Raw genomic sequence first — 17,948 nt, forward strand, 5'->3', positions numbered from 1 at the left:
AGGGTTCGCTTACAGGCGTGCGATGCCAAAGGTATTGGGGCGCAGGGGACGTTGCTCGGCCTCGGCGGCCATGTCCAGACACATCGCCAGGACGCGGCGGGTGTCGCGGGGGTCGATCACGCCGTCGTCCCACAGGCGGGCTGTGCCGAACAGCACGTTCGATTCGGCATCCAGGCGCTTGCGGATCTCGGCCGACATGCCTTCCAGCATGGCGTCGTTCACGGGCATGCCGGCACGTTCCATCTTGCCGCGCGTGACGATTTCCATCACCTTGGCCGCCTGGGCGCCGCCCATCACGGCCGTGCGGGCCGAGGGCCAGCTGAAAATGAACCGGGGGTCAAAGCCCCGGCCGCACATGCCGTAGTTGCCGGCGCCGAACGAACCGTTCAGGGTCACGGTGAACTTGGGCACGCGGGCATTGGCCACCGCCTGAATCATCTTGGAGCCGTGCTTGATGGCGCCGCCATGTTCGGCGGCCGAGCCCACCATGTAGCCGGTGGTGTTCTGCAGGAAGATCAGTGGCGTGCCCGACTGGTCGCACAGTTGGATGAACTGGGCTGCCTTGGTCGAGCCCGTGGGTTGAATCGGACCGTTGTTGCCCAGAATGCCCACCAGATGACCGTTGATGCGTGCGTGACCGCACAGGGTCTCGCTGCCGTATTCGCTTTTGAATTCCAGGAAGTCGGAACCATCGACGATGCGGGCGATGATCTCGCGGGTGTCGAAGGGCTCGCGGTCGTCGGCCGGGATGCAGCCCAGCAACTCCTGTTCGTCGTACAGGGGGGCGACGACATCCGGGCGTGGCGAGGTGGCGGTATCCCACTTCAGTTTGTCGACGAGGTCGCGGGTCAGGGCAATCGCGTGGGCGTCGTTGTCGGTCAGGTATTCGCCCAGGCCGGTCACGCTCGCGTGCATCTCGGCGCCGCCCAGGTCTTCGTCTGTGGCATCTTCGCCAATGGCGGCCTTCACCAGTGGCGGGCCGGCCAGGTAGATGCTCGAGCGCCCCTTCACCAGCACCACATAGTCCGACAGGCCGGGCAGGTAGGCGCCGCCTGCGGTGGACGAGCCATGCACCACGGCGATTTGCGGGATGCCCATGGCCGACAGGCGCGCCTGGTTGGCGAAGCTGCGCCCGCCGTCCACAAAGATCTCGCTCTGGTACATCAGGTTGGCGCCGCCACTCTCGACCAGCGTGATGACGGGCAGCTTGTTGTCCCGGGCGATCTCCTGGGCGCGCAGCCCTTTCTTCAGGCCCATGGGCGACACCGTGCCTCCCTTGAGGGCCGAATCGCTGGCCGTGACCAGGCAGCGCTTGCCGGCCACGATGCCGATGCCGATGATCGTTCCGCCCCCCAGGATGCTCTTCTTGCCGTCGTCGTCGTGCATGCCCAGGCCAGCCAGCGTCGACAACTCCAGGAAGGGCGTGCCACGATCCAGCAAACGGGCCACGCGTTCACGAGGCAGCAATTGCCCGCGCTTTTCAAACTTGTCTCGCTTGTCGGCCGAACCGTCACGCACCTGGGTCTCCAGGTTGCGAACCTGGTCCAGGCGCTCGGTCATCCGCGCGACGTTCGTGCGGTAGGCGTCCGATTTGATGTTGAGTGCAGATCGCAGGGCAGGCATCTTGAAACCAATCTTGATGAGTCCTGCCCAATGTAGATTTGGTTGACGTTAACGTCAACCGGATGCTTATCAGGTAAACTACCTATGCCGGTCAACTGGCCGGGTCGTTACGCTGCTTCCGTGTTCATGAAGTGCGTCAAGCGGCATGCGTCATGACTGTTCCAACTCCTGCCTGGGTGGCCCAAGTGAAAGCGAATACCGAAAACAAGCCAATGGTGGATGACGAAGTGCAACTGGGGTCCCAGCCGTCTTGGGCTTTTGACGAGGCAGACGATCACGAGGTGGATGCACTGATGGGCATCGCCGAGGTGTGCGAGCTCTACAAGGTGTCGCCGCGCGCCTTGCGTTTTTACGAAACCAAGGGCCTTCTGGCACCGCGCCGCATCAACGGGACGCGGGTGTACAACAAGGTGGATCGTGCGCGTCTGACGCGCATCCTGCGTGCCAAGTCACTGGGGACACCGCTGGCCGAGATCAAGCACTATCTCGATATGTACGGGCAGCACGGGGAAGGTCGCATCCAGCAGTTGCAGTTCGTCATCGACAAGACCGATGCTTCGATCGCTGAACTGGAGGCCAAGCGTGCGCAGATTGACGCCTCACTGGCGGAACTGCGGGCCATCAATGCACGCTGCCGCCAGACGCTGAACGACAAGAAAAAAAGCCACGCGTGATGCGTGGCTGTGAGCGCGTCAGCGCACGCCGCTGACGAACATTTTCCAGCGCTGTTCATTGAGGCGTTTGGCCTCATACAGCGCTTGCTCGGCCTGCTCTTGCAGCGCTTTCACCGACTCGGTGGCGTCGTTGTAGGCCGCCATACCGACGGAAATGCCCACGCCCACGGTGTCACCGCTGCTCAGCGTGATGGGGGTGGACACCGATTTGACGATGCGGCGTGCCAGGATTTCGGCCGATTCTTCGCCACCGTGACGCATGACCACGCCGAATTCGTCGCCGCCAAAACGGGCCAGTACGTCACCCAGACGCACCTGCTGACTCAGGCGATTGGCCACTTCGCGCAGCACCTCGTCACCTGCGCCATGGCCGAAACCATCGCTGATGTCCTTGAAGCCATCCAGATCCATGTAGACCACGGTGAACGGCTCGCCTGTCCGCATGGCATGGGCCAACTCCACTTCCAGCGCGCGGTTGAACTGGGCGCGATTTGCCAGGCCAGTCAAATGATCGGTGGACGCCAGATGTTGCAGTTCGCGGTGCTCCCGACGGCTTTGCAGCAGGTTGGACGCCACCTGGGCCAGGGCGTGTAGCGCCTCGGCCTGACCTTCGCTCAGGCCCGTGTGCGGGGAGGTGTCCAGCAAAGCCAGGGTGCCCACCGCCAGCCCCTCGGCATCCACCAGGGGGGCACCAGCGTAAAAGCGCAGATGCGGTTCGTCCACGACCAAGGGGTGTTTGGCAAACACCGGGTCTTGGGTGGTGTCGGGTACGACCAGGATCTGGTCGGGCGACATGATGGCGTGGGCGCAGGGGGACTCTTCTCGCGTCAACTCCGCCACGTCCACGCCCACACGGGCCAGGTAGCACTGGCGATCGACGTCAATCAGCGAGATGACGGCGGCGGGCACGCCAAAGGTGTGCGCGGCCACGCGGCACAAGGCGTCCAGATCCGCATCCGGCGGGCTGTCCATCAAGCCGAGCTTGTGCACCGCCTGCAGGCGCTGCACTTCGTTGTGAGGAACAGGATAGGAGAGCTCTTGATCCGCCATGGCATGACCCGGTGAGGAAAACTGAATCGGTTCGGTGATGGGTTATCGGCAGCCCCTACCAAAACCAAAGCCCCGGCGAACCCCTTGTTCAAAGGGGATCGCGAGCATCAAGCCTTCTTCAGGAATTCGGACTTCAGCGACATGTTGCCCACACCGTCGATCTTGCAGTCGATGTCGTGGTCGCCGCCAACCAGGCGGATGCTCTTGACCTTGGTGCCTTTCTTCAGCACCAGTGAGGAGCCTTTGACCTTCAGGTCCTTGATCAGGATCACTGCATCGCCGTCGGCCAGCGGAGTGCCATGGGCATCCTTGATCACCAGTTCGGTATCAGCTTCTTCGGCCTGAGCGGCCACCGGCCACTCGTGCGCACAGTCCGGGCACACGTAGTTGTCGCCGTCCTGATAGGTGTTCTCCATGGCGCAGACGGGGCAGGCGGGAATCGTGGACATTGCGGGCACTTTCTTCAGACCAAAACCCGTATTGTCGCAGGGGGAATGTGGGTGGAGGCACGTACACTGCGCGCATGCCTTTTGTTGCCCTTGGTCTCTCCTCCTCCCTGGCTGGCGTCGCTGCCGATCAGGGCTTTGTTCATCCCACGCCCATCCAGAGCGAAGCGATTCCGGTCATTCTGGCGGGGCAGGATGTCCTGGGCTTGGCGCAAACCGGTTCCGGCAAGACGGCTGCGTTTCTGTTGCCACTGTTGCAGCAGATGCTGCAGCGTCCCCGTAGCACGCCGCGCCGTTTGCAAACCCTGATCCTGGTGCCCACACGCGAGCTGGCCGTGCAGGTGGGCGACATTGCGCGCGAACTGATGCAGGGGCTGACCCCGGCCCTCAAGGTGGTGACGGCGTTTGGCGGGGTGTCCATCAACCCGCAGATGATGGCCTTGCGTGGTGGGGCCGATGTGGTGGTGGCCACCCCGGGGCGCTTGCTGGACCTGGTGGATCACAACGCGCTGTCTCTGGGGACAGTGGCTGCCCTGGTGCTGGACGAGGCCGATCGCTTGCTGGCGCTGGGCTTTGCGGATGAGTTGGCGCGCATCCTGGCGCTGTTGCCCGCGCGACGGCAGAACCTGTTTTTCTCGGCCACCTTCGCGCCAGAGGTGCAGGCGCTGGCTCAGACCCTGTTGCACAACCCGCTGCGCATCGAGATCGAGCAGGCGCCAGAACACCGTCCTGACATCACGCAACGCGCGATCGAAGTGGATGCGCCGCGTCGAGCGCAGCTGCTGCGTCACCTGATTCAGTCCAGCGACTGGGGCAGCACCTCGCGCGTTCTGGTGTTTGCGGCCACCAAATATGCTACGGAACTGGTGGCCCACAAGTTGCACCGTGCCGGTATCCATGCGGCGGCATTCCATGGCGATCTCAGCCAGGGGGCGCGCCGCCAGGTGCTGGAAGCGTTCAAGGCAAGCGAACTGCAGGTGGTGGTCGCCACCGACGTGGCCGCCCGAGGCATCGACATTGCCCAATTGCCGGTGGTGGTCAACTACGATCTGCCTCGCTCGCCGGACGACTACATCCATCGCATCGGTCGCACCGGGCGTGCGGGCGCCAGCGGCCTGGCCATCAGTTTCATCACCCCGGATGCCGAAGCGCATTTCCGCCTGATCGAAAAGCGGCAGGGCCTGCGCGTGTCCCGTGAGCGTCTGGAGGGTTTCGAGCCCACCGAGGCGCCGGTGACCGACGTCACGCCTGACGGCTCTCGAGGGCTGGATCCTCATGGCGGGATCAAGGGCCGTCGTCCCAGCAAGAAAGACAAGCTGCGCGCAGCTGCTGCCAAAGCGGGCAAGGCCTGATCGCCGGCGGAGCCACTCGGGACGAGGCTATGCATTCGACATCGCGCGCCACACAATGTCGAAAAAATCATCGAACTGCTCGATCAGGGGACGTTTCTCGCCCCGCACGATGTGCATCAGGATGACGCGACCAATGATGCCCATGAACACGTCCAGCAGCACCTTGGAGGACACCTTGTTGTTGAGCACGCCGCGCGCCTGACCATCTTTCAGCACGCCGCGGAAGGCACCCATCAACTCTGGGCTCTCGTAGATCCCGATCTGGTTGTGGCGGGATACCGGCACCGCCGTGAAAAACAGCTGGATCACGGCAGGGTGCTTGTCCATGTAGTCCACCGTCACCCAGCAGGTCTTGCGCAGGCGCTCACGCACGTCGTCAATGCCCTGAAGGTGGTCGAGCATGCGCTCGGCCAGTCGCCCCAGCATCACGTCCAGCATGGCGTAGACCAGCACCTCCTTGCTGCCGAAGTACTTGTAAATCGTCTGCAGGGAGACATGCGCGGTGCGGGCCACGTCGATCAGGCTGACAGCGTGGAAGTCCTTTTGCGAAAACAGGGTCAACACCGCCTGTTCAACCCGGTGAAGGGTGTCGGGGCGCATGGTGGCCAGCACAGCGCGGTGCGCGTCATGGCTGGCAGGGTGATCCTGAGGGGCTAATGCAGTCACGGGGAAACGAAGCTTTCCAAGTTGGTAATCAATATTACCAAATGAACGATCGTTCGCAAAAATCGGGGGACACCTCTTGCCGGTTTGGCTGCGCTTGTTCAAGATGTTCCAAACGCCAATGTCGCGATGCCTAATGGCATTGCGTGCGACAAAGTCAAAAGTTTTGTCGTGCTGGATGTCTTCTGTACGGGTTTCTACTAACGGTAATCAAGATTACCGATTTGTGTGTCTGCATGGTCGATGTCTCGCTCACTGGCGGTGCATTGAACACAACAGCTCACATCGCCCATACCGAGGAGACCGTCCATGCCCATCCACAACTTTGCATCCACCTGGATGACCGACGAGCACAAGATGCTGCTGGAGTCGGCGACCCGCTTCTTCAAAGAACAGTGGGGCCCCAAGGATGAGGCCTGGCGTGCTCAAGGCATGATGGACCGCGAAGCTTGGCTGGAAGCCGGTGCCAATGGCTTCCTGTGCGCATCCATGCCCGAGGAGTACGGTGGCGCGGGCGGTGATTTCGGCCACGAGGCCGCACTGATCCTGGCCCAAGGGGCGGCAGGCCAGTCCGGCTTTGGCGGCTCGCTGCATTCGGGCATCGTGGCACCTTACATCCTGCATTACGGCACCGAGGAGCAGAAACAGCGCTGGCTGCCCAAGCTGGCCACGGGTGAACTCATTGGCGCCATCGCCATGACCGAGCCTGGCACGGGCTCTGACCTGCAGGGTGTGCGCACCACCGCCATCCGTGAGGGGGACACCTACAAGATCAACGGCAGCAAGACCTTCATCACCAATGGTCAACTGGCCAACCTCATCGTGGTGGTGACCAAGACGGACAAGAGCAAGGGTGCGCAGGGCGTGTCGCTCGTGATCGTGGAAACCGACACCGTGACCGGCTTCCGTCGTGGGCGCAACCTCGACAAGATCGGCATGGATGCGCAGGACACCTCCGAACTGTTCTTTGACGATGTGGTAGTGCCGGCTGAAAACCTGCTGGGCATGCAGGAGGGCATGGGCTTCTTCCAGTTGATGCAAGAACTGCCCCAAGAGCGTCTGATCGTGGCGGTGGGCGGCGTGGCGGCCATGGAATTGGCCATGCAGGAAACACTGGCCTACACGAAAGACCGTCAGGCCTTCGGCAAGCCCATCTTCCAATTCCAGAACACCCGCTTCAAACTGGCCGAGTGCCAAGCGCTGCTGATGGCTTCACGGGCCATGGTGGATGCGGCCATGGTGGCGCATCTCAAGGGTGAGTTGGGCGTGGAGCGCGCCGCTTTGCTCAAGTACTGGATCACCGACCAGCAATGCAAGCTGATTGACGAGTGTCTGCAGCTCTTCGGTGGCTATGGCTACATGAAGGAATACGTGATCGCTCGCCTGTATGCCGATGCCCGCGTGCAGCGCATCTACGGTGGCACGAACGAGATCATGAAGGAACTCGCTTCGCGCTTCCTGTGACCCCTCATCCCTGAGATCCTCTTCCGGAAGGAACGTTCATGATCGAAGCCTACATTTACGACGCTGTGCGCACGCCGCGCGGCAAGGGCAAGAAAGACGGCAGCCTGCATCAGGCCACACCGGTCTGGCTGTTGAGAACGCTGCTGCAGGCATTGCAGCAACGCAGCAACCTCGATACCTCCCTGGTGGACGACGTGGTGCTGGGCTGTGTCACGCCCGTGGGTGAGCAGGGAGCTGACATCGCCCGTACCGCCGTGCTGGATGCCGGCTGGGCCGAATCGGTGGCCGGGGTGACCTTGTCCCGTTTCTGCGCCTCGGGGCTGGAGGCCGTGAACCTGGCGGCCGCCAAGATCATGTCGGGCATGGAAGACATGGTGGTGGCTGGCGGTGTCGAGTCCATGAGCCGTTGGCCCATGGGCAGCGACGGCGGCGCGTGGGCCATGGATCCGCGCGTCAATACCGCACTGAACTTCATTCCGCAAGGGGTGAGTGCCGACCTCATCGCCACGCTCGAAGGTTTCAGCCGTGCCGATCTGGATGCGTATGCGGCCGAGTCTCATCGCCGTGCGGCCGCTGCGCAGGCGGATGGGCGCTTTGACCGCTCCGTGGTGGCCGTGCAGGACCTTAATGGCTTGACGATGCTGTCCAAGGACGAAACCATTCGTCCCGGTACCTCTGTGGAATCGTTGGCCAAATTGATGCCTTCGTTCGAGATGATGGGCACCATGGGCTTTGATGCCACCGCGCTCGACAAGTACACCACCATCGAGCGCATCCAGCACGTGCACCATGCAGGCAACTCGTCCGGCATCGTGGACGGGGCTGCATTGGTCCTGCTGGGCAGCAAAGAAGCGGGCATCAAGGCGGGCCTGAAGCCCCGCGCCAAGGTGCGCATGTGTTCGGTGATCGGCTCCGAGCCCACCATCATGCTCACCGGTCCCACGCCGGCTTGCCTCAAGGCGCTGAACAAGGCACGCATGCAGGCCAGTGACATTGACCTATGGGAAATCAACGAAGCCTTTGCCACCGTGCCCATGAAAACAGCGCGTGATCTGGGTGTCTCGTTGGACCGTGTCAACGTCAATGGCGGGGCCATTGCCATGGGACACCCCTTGGGCGCCACCGGCGCCATCATCCTGGGCACGGCCCTGGATGAACTCGAGCGCAGCGGCAAATCGACGGCCATGGCCTCGCTGTGCATTGGTGCCGGCATGGGCATCGCCACCATCATCGAACGCGTCTGATTCGGGAGGACGACCCCATGACAGCATCTGTCGCCACCCAGGCATTCACGCTGGACATCGATGCCGACGGCATCGGTCTGGTCACCATCGACATGCCCGATCGGGCCATGAATGTCCTCAACCCCACCTTGACGGCACCGTTTGCAGAACTGGTGACGCGCCTGGAAACGGACGCGGCCCTCAAGGGACTGGTCATCACGTCGGCGAAGTCCACGTTCATCGTGGGCGCCGACATCGATCAGCTCACTCAGATCACCCGTGCTGACGAAGCCTACAAGCTGTGTGAAAGCCTCAAGGGCATGCTGCGCCGCATGGAGAAGTGCGGCAAGCCTGTGGTGGCCGCCATCAATGGCACGGCCTTGGGCGGAGGCTTGGAGCTGGCCCTTGCTTGCCATGCACGCATCGCGCTGGACAGCCCCAAGACCAAGCTCGGTCTGCCTGAGGTCAAGCTGGGCTTGCTGCCGGGCGGTGGTGGCACGCAGCGTGTGCCGCGCCTGATCGGCATCCAGAAGAGCTTCGAGTTGATCACCCAAGGTAAAGAGCTGACACCTGGCAAAGCCAAGGATCTGGGTCTGGTGACCGATCTGGCTGGCTCGCTGGATGAGCTGATTGCCAAGTCCAAGGCCTGGTGCCTGGCCAACCCCAAGGCCTCGGCCCCATGGGATAACAAGGGCTTCCGCATTCCTGGCGGCGACAGCAAGAGTCCTTCGGTCGTGCAGATGCTGGCGATTGCACCGTCCATGGCCAACGCCAAAGCGCATGGCAACTATCCGGCGCTGACGCACATCATGAGCTGCCTGTTCGAGGGTTGCCTGCTGGATTTTGATGCTGGCTCGCAAGTGGAGTCGCGCTACTTTGCCGCCTGTGTGGTGTCGCAAGTTTCCAAGAACATGATTGGCACCCTGTGGCACCAGCTCAATGCCATCAAGAAGGGGCAATCTCGCCCCAAGGGGCCGCCTCCCTCTCAGGTCAAGAAAGTCGGCATCTTGGGTGCCGGGATGATGGGGGCGGGCATTGCCTATGTGTCGGCCAAGGTTGGCATGGACGTGGTGCTGCTGGACACCAGCCTCGAGAATGCGCAAAAAGGTAAAGCCTACTCGCAAGGCTTGCTGGACAAGGCCATCAGCCGCGGCAGGAGCACGCCTGACAAGCGCGATGCCCTGCTGGCGCGCATCCACACGACCACGTCGTATGACGACTTGGCCGGTTGTGACCTGGTGATCGAGGCCGTGTTCGAGGACCGCGACATCAAGGCCGCATGCACGCAAAAGACCGAGGCGGTCATCGCGCCTGACGCAGTGTTTGCGTCCAACACCTCAACCTTGCCGATCACGGGGCTGGCCAAAGCCAGCGTGCGTCCGGCCCATTTCATTGGTCTGCACTTCTTCTCACCCGTGGACAAGATGCCCCTGGTGGAGATCATTGTCGGCGCGGAGACATCTGATGAAACCTTGGCGCGCGGTTTTGATTACGTGCTCCAAATCGGCAAGACGCCCATCGTGGTCAACGACAAGCGCGGTTTCTATACCTCGCGTGTGTTCGCCACGTATGTGATGGAAGGGCTGGCGATGGTGGCCGAGGGCGTCCATCCACGCTCGGTCGAAGTCGCTGGTTTGAAGGCGGGCATGCCCATGCCGCCGCTGGCCTTGCAAGATGAAGTGTCACTGAGCTTGTCGTTGCACATCTCCGAGCAGACCCGCAAGGACCTGGCCGCTGAGGGCAAGCCCTATCCGGCCCATCCGGGGGAGGCCGTCTTGCAGGAAGTGTGCGGTGTGCGCGGACGTGTGGGCAAGAAGAGTGGCCAAGGTCTGTACGACTACCAGGGCAAGGACAAGACACTGTGGCCCGGTCTGCTGGAGATCTATCCGCCCAAGGCCGACCAGCCCCCTCAGCAAGAGCTGGTGGACCGCCTGATGTTCATTCAGGCGAACGAGGCAGCGCGCTGCTACGAAGAAAACGTGGTGCGCTCGGTGGCGGATACCAACATCGGGTCCATCTTCGGCTGGGGCTTTGCGCCTCACCAGGGCGGTGCCTTGCAGTTCATCAATGCGATGGGGGCGCAGCGGTTCGTCGAGCGCTCGCGTGAGCTGGCCCACGCGCATGGCGCTCGATTCGAACCGGCAGCGGTGATCGTCAAAATGGCGCAAGAGGGCGGCCGCTTCGAGGACGTGCTGTGAGCCCTCTGGCGTCCTTGCTCAGTGGCTTGACCGTGGTGGACCTGACCCGCAACCTGCCGGGTCCGTTCAGCACGCGCATGCTGGCCGATCTGGGGGCCACCATCATCAAGGTGGAACCGCCGGAAGGCGACCCCACGCGCCCACTGGGCGCCATGTTCAAGGCATTGAACCATGGCAAGGAATGTCGGCAGATCGATTTTCGCCAGCAAGCCGATCTGGCTCGTCTGAGAGACTGGCTGGCCACTGCCGACGTCATGGTCGACAGCTTTCGGCCCGGCGTGTTGCAGGCTTTGGGGCTGGACTACCCCACCTTGCATGCCCTCAATCCGCGCCTGGTCATGGTGTCCATCACGGGCTATGGTCAGCAAGGGGAATGGGCGCAGAAGGCGGGCCATGATCTGAATTTCATGGCCATGTCGGGGGTCCTCGATCAAGTGCGGTCCACGGATGGCACCTTGGCCATCTCCAATGTGCAATGGGGAGATCTGGCGGGTGGATCGGCCATGGCGACGATTGCTGTCCTGGCTGGCGTGCTGGAAGCCCAGCGCGAAGGCCGGGGCCGCCATCTCGATGTCAGCATGACGCACGGGCTGTTTGCGCACCTCGTGGTGCCGCAATCCACTGCCACCTTGCTCGCCCCGATCCTGGGTCATCGACCACAGGCTGGGGAAGATCTGCTCAATGGCGGCTTGCCTTGCTACAACGTGTACCGCACCGCCGATGACCGCCATCTGGCTGTCGGTGCACTCGAACACAAGTTCTGGCGTGAGGCCTGCGAGGTCTTCGGGCGCCCGGACTGGGTGGATCGCCACTGGCAGCGCGGTGTCATGCCGGGTTCAAGCGATTGCGAAGCTCTGAAACAAGAGGTCGCGGCCCTGGTTGCCAGCCAGACCTTGTCGTGGTGGGTGGCCCATTTTGCGCATGCGGATGCGTGCGTCACCCCGGTGCTCACCATGGAGGAAGCGCGCGCTCATCCGCTGTTTGCCGGGCGAACCACTGTGCAGGCGTGGTCCGTCGTGCCCTGAGGGCGTTACGGGCCGTTGCACATTCACCCCATTGGAGGGGCGGGCAGCGCGTGCCCTGACTTCTAGACTCCCTGGCCAAATCATTTGAATCCCAGGGACATCATGAACTTGCCGGGCTCCTCAGGCTGGCTGGAGCGGCCGTCGCTGCGCGCCTTTGGCATCGACTGGCTGGCCCTGCTGCAGACTTGGCGAAGCGATGCACGCCTCTATCGCTTGGACAGTGTCAGCGATGCGCGTGCGTTGCCAACCGAGTTGATGGTCGAGCGCTTTGTGCTCGACGAAGCCGTGTCCGAGCCTTTCTCGCTCCACATCCAGGCCTTGGTGCTGGATGCGCATGTGGAACTCAAGCAGTTGTATGCGCGGCCCGTCACCCTGTGGACGACCTTGGCCGATGGGCGGCGCACCCGTCGCAGCGGCTACGTGACCGATGCCTGGTCGCTGGAGGCGGACGGTGGACTGGCGCGCAAAGCCTTGTTGGTGCGCCCCTGGATGGCCCTGCTGGGTCACACATTGAACAGCCGCGTCTGGCAAGACCAGACCGTCATGGACATCGTGGATGGGGTGCTCGCCGAGCATCCGGACATTGCCGCCTGGCGCTGGGATGACGACGTACGAGCCCACGTGGCGAACGGACTGTTTGCGCGCAATGAAGGCTTGCGCAGCTACTGTGTGCAATATCGCGAATCCGACCTCGCGTTCATCCAGCGTCTGCTGGCCGAGGAGGGGATTGCCTGGCGTGTGGTCGAAGACGATCAGGCGCCCGGCGGGCACACGGTGGTCTTCTTTGTATGCAGCGGTGCGCAGGATGAGGATGCCACCAGTGCCTCTGCCCTGGGCGGCCCCGGCATCCGCTTTCACGGCAGCAGCAGTCAGGAAGAGCAAGACAGCATCCAGGCGCTGATGGCCGTTCGGCAACTGGCGCCCACAGCCACGGTGCTGCAGGGATGGGACTACAAGGCGAACGCCGCCATCACCACCGAAGTGAGCACCGACCACGAATGGGCCAGCGATGAGGTGCGCAGTCTGCAAAACTGGTTGAGCGCCTACGATCCGACGGGGGACTTTCTCTGGAGCAATCAAGCCGAAGCGCAATTTGCTGCACGTTGCTTGCAAGAGGCGCACGAGGCCCGATACAAGACCTGGTTGGGACATGGCACCGTGCGCACCTTGCGAGCCGGGACCTGGGCAGCCGTCACCCAGTCGACGCAGGACCAAGCCTTCTTCTTCACCCGAGTGCGCGCCTTGGGCATCAACAACCTGCCCAAGGATGCACAAAACCAGATCGAGCGGTGTCTGGGCGAGGCGCCTTGGCCCGATGACAGTGTCTGGATGGCGGCGCAGGCCGGATCAGATTGGTCGCTCGATGATGCGACGTGGCGTCAGCGCGCGGTTGCCACGGGATTTGCCTGCCAGTTTGAAGCGGTGCGCCGAGAGGTGCCCTGGCGTCCTGTCTTGATGGATGAGACAGGCTTTCGCCCTCGTCCTCGCCCCACCGCACTGGGCATGCAAACCGCGATCGTGGTGGGGCCAGAGGGGGATGAGCGAGCCCATGGCGCAGACGAGGTGTACACCGATGCCCTAGGGCGTGTGCGTGTGCGCTTTCATTGGCAAGACGGTGAGCCGCGTGCGCGCAGTGCCCGTGACAGTTGCTGGTTGCGTGTGGTGCAGCGCTCGGCTGCGGCGGGGGGCGGACATCAGTTCATTCCGCGCGTGGGGCAGGAAGTGCTGGTGGGATTTTTGAATCACGACATGGACCGGCCGTTTGTGCTGGCCTCGCTGTACAACGGGCAAGGCGCCTCGGGCGAGCCGCCCACCCCCGGTGGCGAGGATGCCGTGGCAGATCGTCGTGCGCTGGCTGATTCAACCGACCATCAGCCTGCCAGTCAGATGAATGTGGTGGGACAGGGGTCGGGAGGGCACAGTCCTGCCTGGCATGGTGCAGCCCCAGGTGTGGCCGAGGAAGGGGCGCTCGCTCAGAACAACGCGGCAGCCATGAGTGGCGTGAAGAGCAAGGAGTGGGGCGGCTCTGGCTTTAATCAGTGGGTGATGGATGACACCCCAGGGCAGCTGCGCACGCAACTGCACAGCACGCAGCACCAAACCTGGCTGCAGATGGGGCACTTGCTGCATCAGGCCGACAACCACCGAGGCAGCTTCCGCGGCTTGGGGTTTGAGTTGCGGACCGATGCCTGGGGAGGGGTGCGCGCTGCACGTGGTGTCTTGCTGAGCACCTACGGCCTGAACAACGGCTTGGGCCAAACAGGTGAAGGCGCGGGCGACAATGCCGCCGGTATCGCGCTGGCCAAGCAGATGCAGCAGCTGGCCAGCACATTCCACCAGGCCGCCAGCACGCACCAGACCGTGGGCCTGGCCAGCGCGGCAGGTAGCAGCAAGGCCAACCAGAGTGCGCTTGAAGACGCACTGGCACCGGTAGCAGCCCTCACAAAGAGCCTGAGCGGCATGGTCAGCCACACCAGCTTGCCCAATGCCGTGGCACACGCGGCAGACAAGCACACTGGCACCGAGCCCGACAAAGTGCCCCACATGGCAGACCCTAACATCGCCATCGTTGGCAAGGCTGGCATTGGCATCACGGCTGGCCAGGATCTGCACATCAGCAGCAACGACACAACAACAGTTGGCTGCGGCCAGGACACCCACTTTGCCGTGGGAGGGCAGGCCAGAGTGCACACAGGCCAGGCCATCGGGATCCTGGCGGGTGCCATTCAGCCAGGCAGCGAAGCGGCAGGTAAAGGCCTCACCCTGATCGCCGCACAAGGGCCGATTGACATGCAAGCCCAGGCCGGGCCCGCGCAGATCGCGGCCAAGCAAACGTTGGAGCTGAAGACGGCCAATGGCGTGGTGAACATTGCTGCGGCCAAGAAGGTTGTGCTTGCAGTGAGCGGCGGCGCCAGCATCACGATGGAGTGCGGCAACCTCACGGTGCAGTGCCCTGGGAAGATCACGGTGAAGGCGGGAACCAAGTCAATGGTGGGGGGGGACCGTGTGAATCATATATTCCCAGATATGCCCGCAAACGAGATGTATGCAGCCGCCTTCGTCGTGAAGGATTCACAAGGTCATCCGGTGGCTGGGAAACGGTATGTAATGACCCTGCCCAGTGGCGAAATGCGAATGGGTCAGACCGACGCACACGGTCAAACCGTCAAGGCTTCCAGCAGCAGCCCGCAGCCCGTTGAGCTCGCACTGCTTGACGGTGATGAATGGCACCAGACAGAAGTCAACTCAGCGCATCAAGAGATGGATAAATATTGGAGCCAAGCCGAATGATGTCGAAATCAAGAAATTTGCTGTTTGCGGTTTCAACACCATTTTTATCCTTTGGCCTTGCGACGTCAGGCTGTGCCAGTTCAAGCATGGAGGAGTGGATAACAACTATTCCATGCGGAGGGGCTCAATACACAGTGACTTCTTATTGCAAGGCGTCAGGTGATACGTTTGAGCTCAATACGTGTCGGCCGGGTCAACAACTTGCCACCGGGAAAATGTCGATTGAAATTCCTTCTTCGTCACGTACGGTGAAGCATCCATCGCTTTTTGCCACCCATTGGCAGTGTGTAACGACCCCCACGGGCTCATATCTGTTGCTTGATTTCTCGTCAGGCACAGGCCGTACTGCCAAAGATGAATCCGTCGAGTTCTACGACGACCAGCTCCGTCGAGTCTCAGACCAAGCAATCATTCGCAGTATCAACAAGCATTCGGACAACGCGACCCAAGGCTATGTGAAATCGATCTACCCAGGGGAAGGCAACTGACGTGGCAACGATCTACGAATTCCTGCGTACTCAGAGGGGGAAAGCTTACAACGACAAGCAGATTGAAAGCCATTCGTGGCTTGTACTGAGCCCATATATTGAGAAGCAACCCAATGAAATTGCAGGCCAGTCGCGTGTTTGGGGAGACATTTCTGCCGGCAACCAGGCGTTGGTTATCGATCTCATCATTGAAATCTGCACACGCCACAAGCTTGCGTATAGAGAAATAGCCTTTGTATTGTTGATGGTCCGGGTAGAGTCTGGGTTTAATCCCGACGCGGCAGCTGGCACTACATCCGCAGCAGGCCTTGCGCAGTACACAAAGGCCACAGTGACCGAGGCGCGCAAACCCCACCTGTCAAAACATTTTCTGGGGTTTGAGCTGGATCTCACAGGCAAGAATGTTTTTGATGCGGAGCGAGGTGCGTATGGCGCCCTGCTGTCCTATTTGCTTTGCAAGCAAAGAGCCGCCAAATATTTCCCGGAGGCAATCGAGGAGAATATTTACCTCTTCCATCATGAAGGCTGGTACCTGAATCCAACAGGTAAAGATGCCGATGCCAACATAGTTGCCGTTCGCAAGATCATCAAGGCAGACATTCTTGGGCGGCTCGATGAGGCAGAGAAACTACTTCAGCAAAAGACAAAGGTGCAGTTCACACTCAATACGGCGGACAACAAGCCGTATGTGAATCAACCCTTTACGGTCGTGCTGCCAGTCCACAAAGGCGGGCAACAGCCTGCAGCGGTTCAACATCTGCATGCGGTGAAGGTGGTGACCGGTGTCACTGACGGACAAGGTCGCACCCCCACCTTTGAGGTGGCTGGACTTTCTGAAGTCGTGTTTTCCATCCTGAACGTCAACTATAAAAAATTGCTCCACTTGTTTCCAGGGAGAGGGACGGGGCAAATTACTTCATACAAAGTTGGCAAAGGTGATTCGCTGTCTTCCATTGCCAAATCGCACAAGACGACAGTTGATGCACTCGCCAAGGCCAATCGCATCAAAGATGTCAACCAACTCAGCTTGGGCCAAGTGTTGCGAATTCCAAGCTCTAGCGGTGGCTCTACTCCGGCATATTGGTGGCGTCGCCCAGAGATGGACTGGCTGGCTTCAGTCATCGCGTCTCATATTGGCGCAGAGGGCCTGGAGGACACCTCCGCCGTGATCGAGCACAAGCGTAGCCATGTGGCGCTTCCAACGGGCAACAAGGCGCATGACAGCGCGGTCCCGCACAACAACATCATGATTGCGGGAGGCAAGAACGAAGCGCAGCTTGCTTCGGCCAAGCGCAGCCAGAAGACTCCGCATGTAACCAATGAGGCACAGAGCGCTAAAGCCGTTTTCGTCGAAGGTAAGAGCAAAACAGAAAAGAAGGTCATAGAAGGACTGCTCTACCCTCTGGCGATCAAGGCTACTGCGGACTATCACGCCGACGCTCGGCGATTTGGCTCAAATCGTGCAAGCGGACGAAAGCATGCAGGCATTGACCTCTACGCTCCCTCAGGGACGGTCGTACGCGCAATGTCCGCTGGAAAAGTGCTGCGTGTTTACCCGTTTTACTGCGAGACCTACGCCATCGAAATTGATCACGGCAACTTCGTGGCTCGTTACGGCGAAGTCGACAAGCACAAGTCGAATATTTTCGTGAAGGCAGGTGATCAGGTGCAACGGGGCGAGCAAATCGGCCTGGTTGGACATCTGGTTGGCATCAAGGTTCCCAGCAACATGCTGCACTTGGAAATGTATGCATCTACGGGAGATTCGCCACTGACCGTCAAAGACAATCCACCCTATCAGCGTCGAAAGGATCTGATTGATCCGACTCCGTCGATTGACGTTGCATCAATGGAATAACTACATGCACCTCAGAGCTTCTTTTTGTTTGACGCTTTTAGTCTCGCTGTGGGGCTCAGCCTGCACAACCGCGACGGCTGCTGAGCCCAATATTGCACCTCTTGCATCGGCTACAACTGCTGTTGCGCCAGTTGTTCAAAGCTGGCAGACGCTTGTGACATCGCTGGCACTTCATCCTGAAGTATTGACTCAAAACTGGGCTGGTGTGCGCCGAGTATTGCCAGCGGGTTGCTTTCAAAACGCGGGCAGCCGTGATCTCAATTGCCCACCCTTGGAGGGTGTTGTCCGTGTATCAGTGGACCCTGGCCCTGCTGGCATGATCGACGTCGTTCTCAAAGCCCCCGCAGATTGCGATCAAATCTATGCCTTGATGAGTCGTCATCTTGGCAAAGGTGCATTGGAGAACAACGACAAGTGCAGCGCGGAGTGGAGCCTGAAACGCTGGGTCAAGCGAGCCAGCGCAAATCTTTCTAAAGGACGGAAAGACCCCTCGCAGCTGTACTTGCAATTTGCCGTAGAACAAGGACCATGATCTGAGGCTGAAGATCGAAAACCCGCAAGCGGAGAGCCGTCAACACAATCAACTGCTGGTC

General features: G+C 61.0%; 14 protein-coding genes. 10 read left to right on the forward strand and 4 right to left on the reverse strand.

Annotated features, from left to right (window positions below; genetic code table 11):
• Nucleotides 1-9 precede the first annotated feature (9 nt).
• A complete protein-coding gene (locus ACOYNB_RS00960) occupies nucleotides 10-1,623 on the reverse strand; it encodes an acyl-CoA carboxylase subunit beta (protein WP_422837238.1) in 1,614 nt (537 codons plus the stop codon).
• Nucleotides 1,624-1,775: 152 nt separating this feature from the next.
• Between ACOYNB_RS00960 and ACOYNB_RS00965 the strand changes: the two genes are divergently transcribed.
• Nucleotides 1,776-2,297 (forward strand): MerR family transcriptional regulator, encoded by a 522-nt coding sequence (locus ACOYNB_RS00965; protein ID WP_422837239.1) that lies wholly within the window; start codon nucleotides 1,776-1,778, stop codon nucleotides 2,295-2,297.
• 18 nt (nucleotides 2,298-2,315) lie between these two features.
• Here the strand turns inward: ACOYNB_RS00965 and ACOYNB_RS00970 are convergent, their stop codons facing one another.
• Nucleotides 2,316-3,347 (reverse strand): sensor domain-containing diguanylate cyclase, encoded by a 1,032-nt coding sequence (locus tag ACOYNB_RS00970; protein ID WP_422837240.1) that lies wholly within the window; start codon nucleotides 3,345-3,347, stop codon nucleotides 2,316-2,318.
• Between the two features lie 107 nt (nucleotides 3,348-3,454).
• Entirely contained in the window at nucleotides 3,455-3,796 is a 342-nt protein-coding gene (locus ACOYNB_RS00975) for a zinc ribbon domain-containing protein YjdM (RefSeq protein WP_422837241.1), read from the reverse strand.
• Nucleotides 3,797-3,870: 74 nt separating this feature from the next.
• Here ACOYNB_RS00975 and ACOYNB_RS00980 point away from each other — a divergent pair, with 74 nt between their 5' ends.
• The gene (locus ACOYNB_RS00980; RefSeq protein ID WP_422837242.1) at nucleotides 3,871-5,145 is read left to right on the forward strand and encodes a DEAD/DEAH box helicase; all 1,275 of its coding nucleotides are present in this window, start codon (nucleotides 3,871-3,873) and stop codon (nucleotides 5,143-5,145) included.
• Between the two features lie 27 nt (nucleotides 5,146-5,172).
• Here ACOYNB_RS00980 and ACOYNB_RS00985 read toward each other — a convergent pair whose 3' ends face one another.
• Nucleotides 5,173-5,811, reverse strand: coding sequence for a TetR/AcrR family transcriptional regulator (locus tag ACOYNB_RS00985; protein WP_422837243.1), 639 nt, complete (start codon nucleotides 5,809-5,811; stop codon nucleotides 5,173-5,175).
• 306 nt (nucleotides 5,812-6,117) lie between these two features.
• Here ACOYNB_RS00985 and ACOYNB_RS00990 point away from each other — a divergent pair, with 306 nt between their 5' ends.
• The 8 genes from ACOYNB_RS00990 (at nucleotide 6,118) to ACOYNB_RS01025 (ending at nucleotide 17,887) form a co-directional block, all read left to right on the forward strand.
• Complete coding sequence (locus ACOYNB_RS00990) at nucleotides 6,118-7,272, forward strand: acyl-CoA dehydrogenase family protein (protein WP_422837244.1); 1,155 nt, start codon at nucleotides 6,118-6,120, stop codon at nucleotides 7,270-7,272.
• Between the two features lie 38 nt (nucleotides 7,273-7,310).
• Nucleotides 7,311-8,516 (forward strand): acetyl-CoA C-acetyltransferase, encoded by a 1,206-nt coding sequence (locus ACOYNB_RS00995; protein WP_422837245.1) that lies wholly within the window; start codon nucleotides 7,311-7,313, stop codon nucleotides 8,514-8,516.
• Nucleotides 8,517-8,533: 17 nt separating this feature from the next.
• Entirely contained in the window at nucleotides 8,534-10,693 is a 2,160-nt protein-coding gene (locus tag ACOYNB_RS01000; RefSeq protein WP_422837246.1) for a 3-hydroxyacyl-CoA dehydrogenase NAD-binding domain-containing protein, read from the forward strand.
• Nucleotides 10,690-11,718: a CaiB/BaiF CoA transferase family protein gene (locus ACOYNB_RS01005; protein WP_422837247.1), complete on the forward strand. Its 1,029-nt coding sequence runs from the start codon at nucleotides 10,690-10,692 to the stop codon at nucleotides 11,716-11,718. The genes ACOYNB_RS01000 and ACOYNB_RS01005 overlap by 4 nt, the downstream gene beginning before the upstream one ends.
• A gap of 102 nt (nucleotides 11,719-11,820) precedes the next feature.
• Nucleotides 11,821-15,009, forward strand: coding sequence for a type VI secretion system Vgr family protein (locus ACOYNB_RS01010; RefSeq protein ID WP_422837248.1), 3,189 nt, complete (start codon nucleotides 11,821-11,823; stop codon nucleotides 15,007-15,009).
• Nucleotides 15,006-15,497 carry a hypothetical protein gene (locus ACOYNB_RS01015; protein ID WP_422837249.1) on the forward strand — a complete coding sequence of 164 codons (492 nt, stop codon included), beginning with the start codon at nucleotides 15,006-15,008 and terminating at the stop codon, nucleotides 15,495-15,497. The genes ACOYNB_RS01010 and ACOYNB_RS01015 overlap by 4 nt, the downstream gene beginning before the upstream one ends.
• Nucleotide 15,498: 1 nt before the next feature.
• The gene (locus tag ACOYNB_RS01020) at nucleotides 15,499-17,355 is read left to right on the forward strand and encodes a LysM peptidoglycan-binding domain-containing protein (protein WP_422837250.1); all 1,857 of its coding nucleotides are present in this window, start codon (nucleotides 15,499-15,501) and stop codon (nucleotides 17,353-17,355) included.
• Entirely contained in the window at nucleotides 17,333-17,887 is a 555-nt protein-coding gene (locus ACOYNB_RS01025) for a hypothetical protein (protein WP_422837251.1), read from the forward strand. Before ACOYNB_RS01020 ends, ACOYNB_RS01025 begins: the two co-directional genes overlap by 23 nt.
• The last annotated feature ends 61 nt before the right edge of the window (nucleotides 17,888-17,948 follow it).

Source organism: Aquabacterium sp. (genome assembly GCF_049317225.1).
Taxonomy (GTDB): Bacteria; Pseudomonadota; Gammaproteobacteria; order Burkholderiales; family Burkholderiaceae_C; genus Aquabacterium.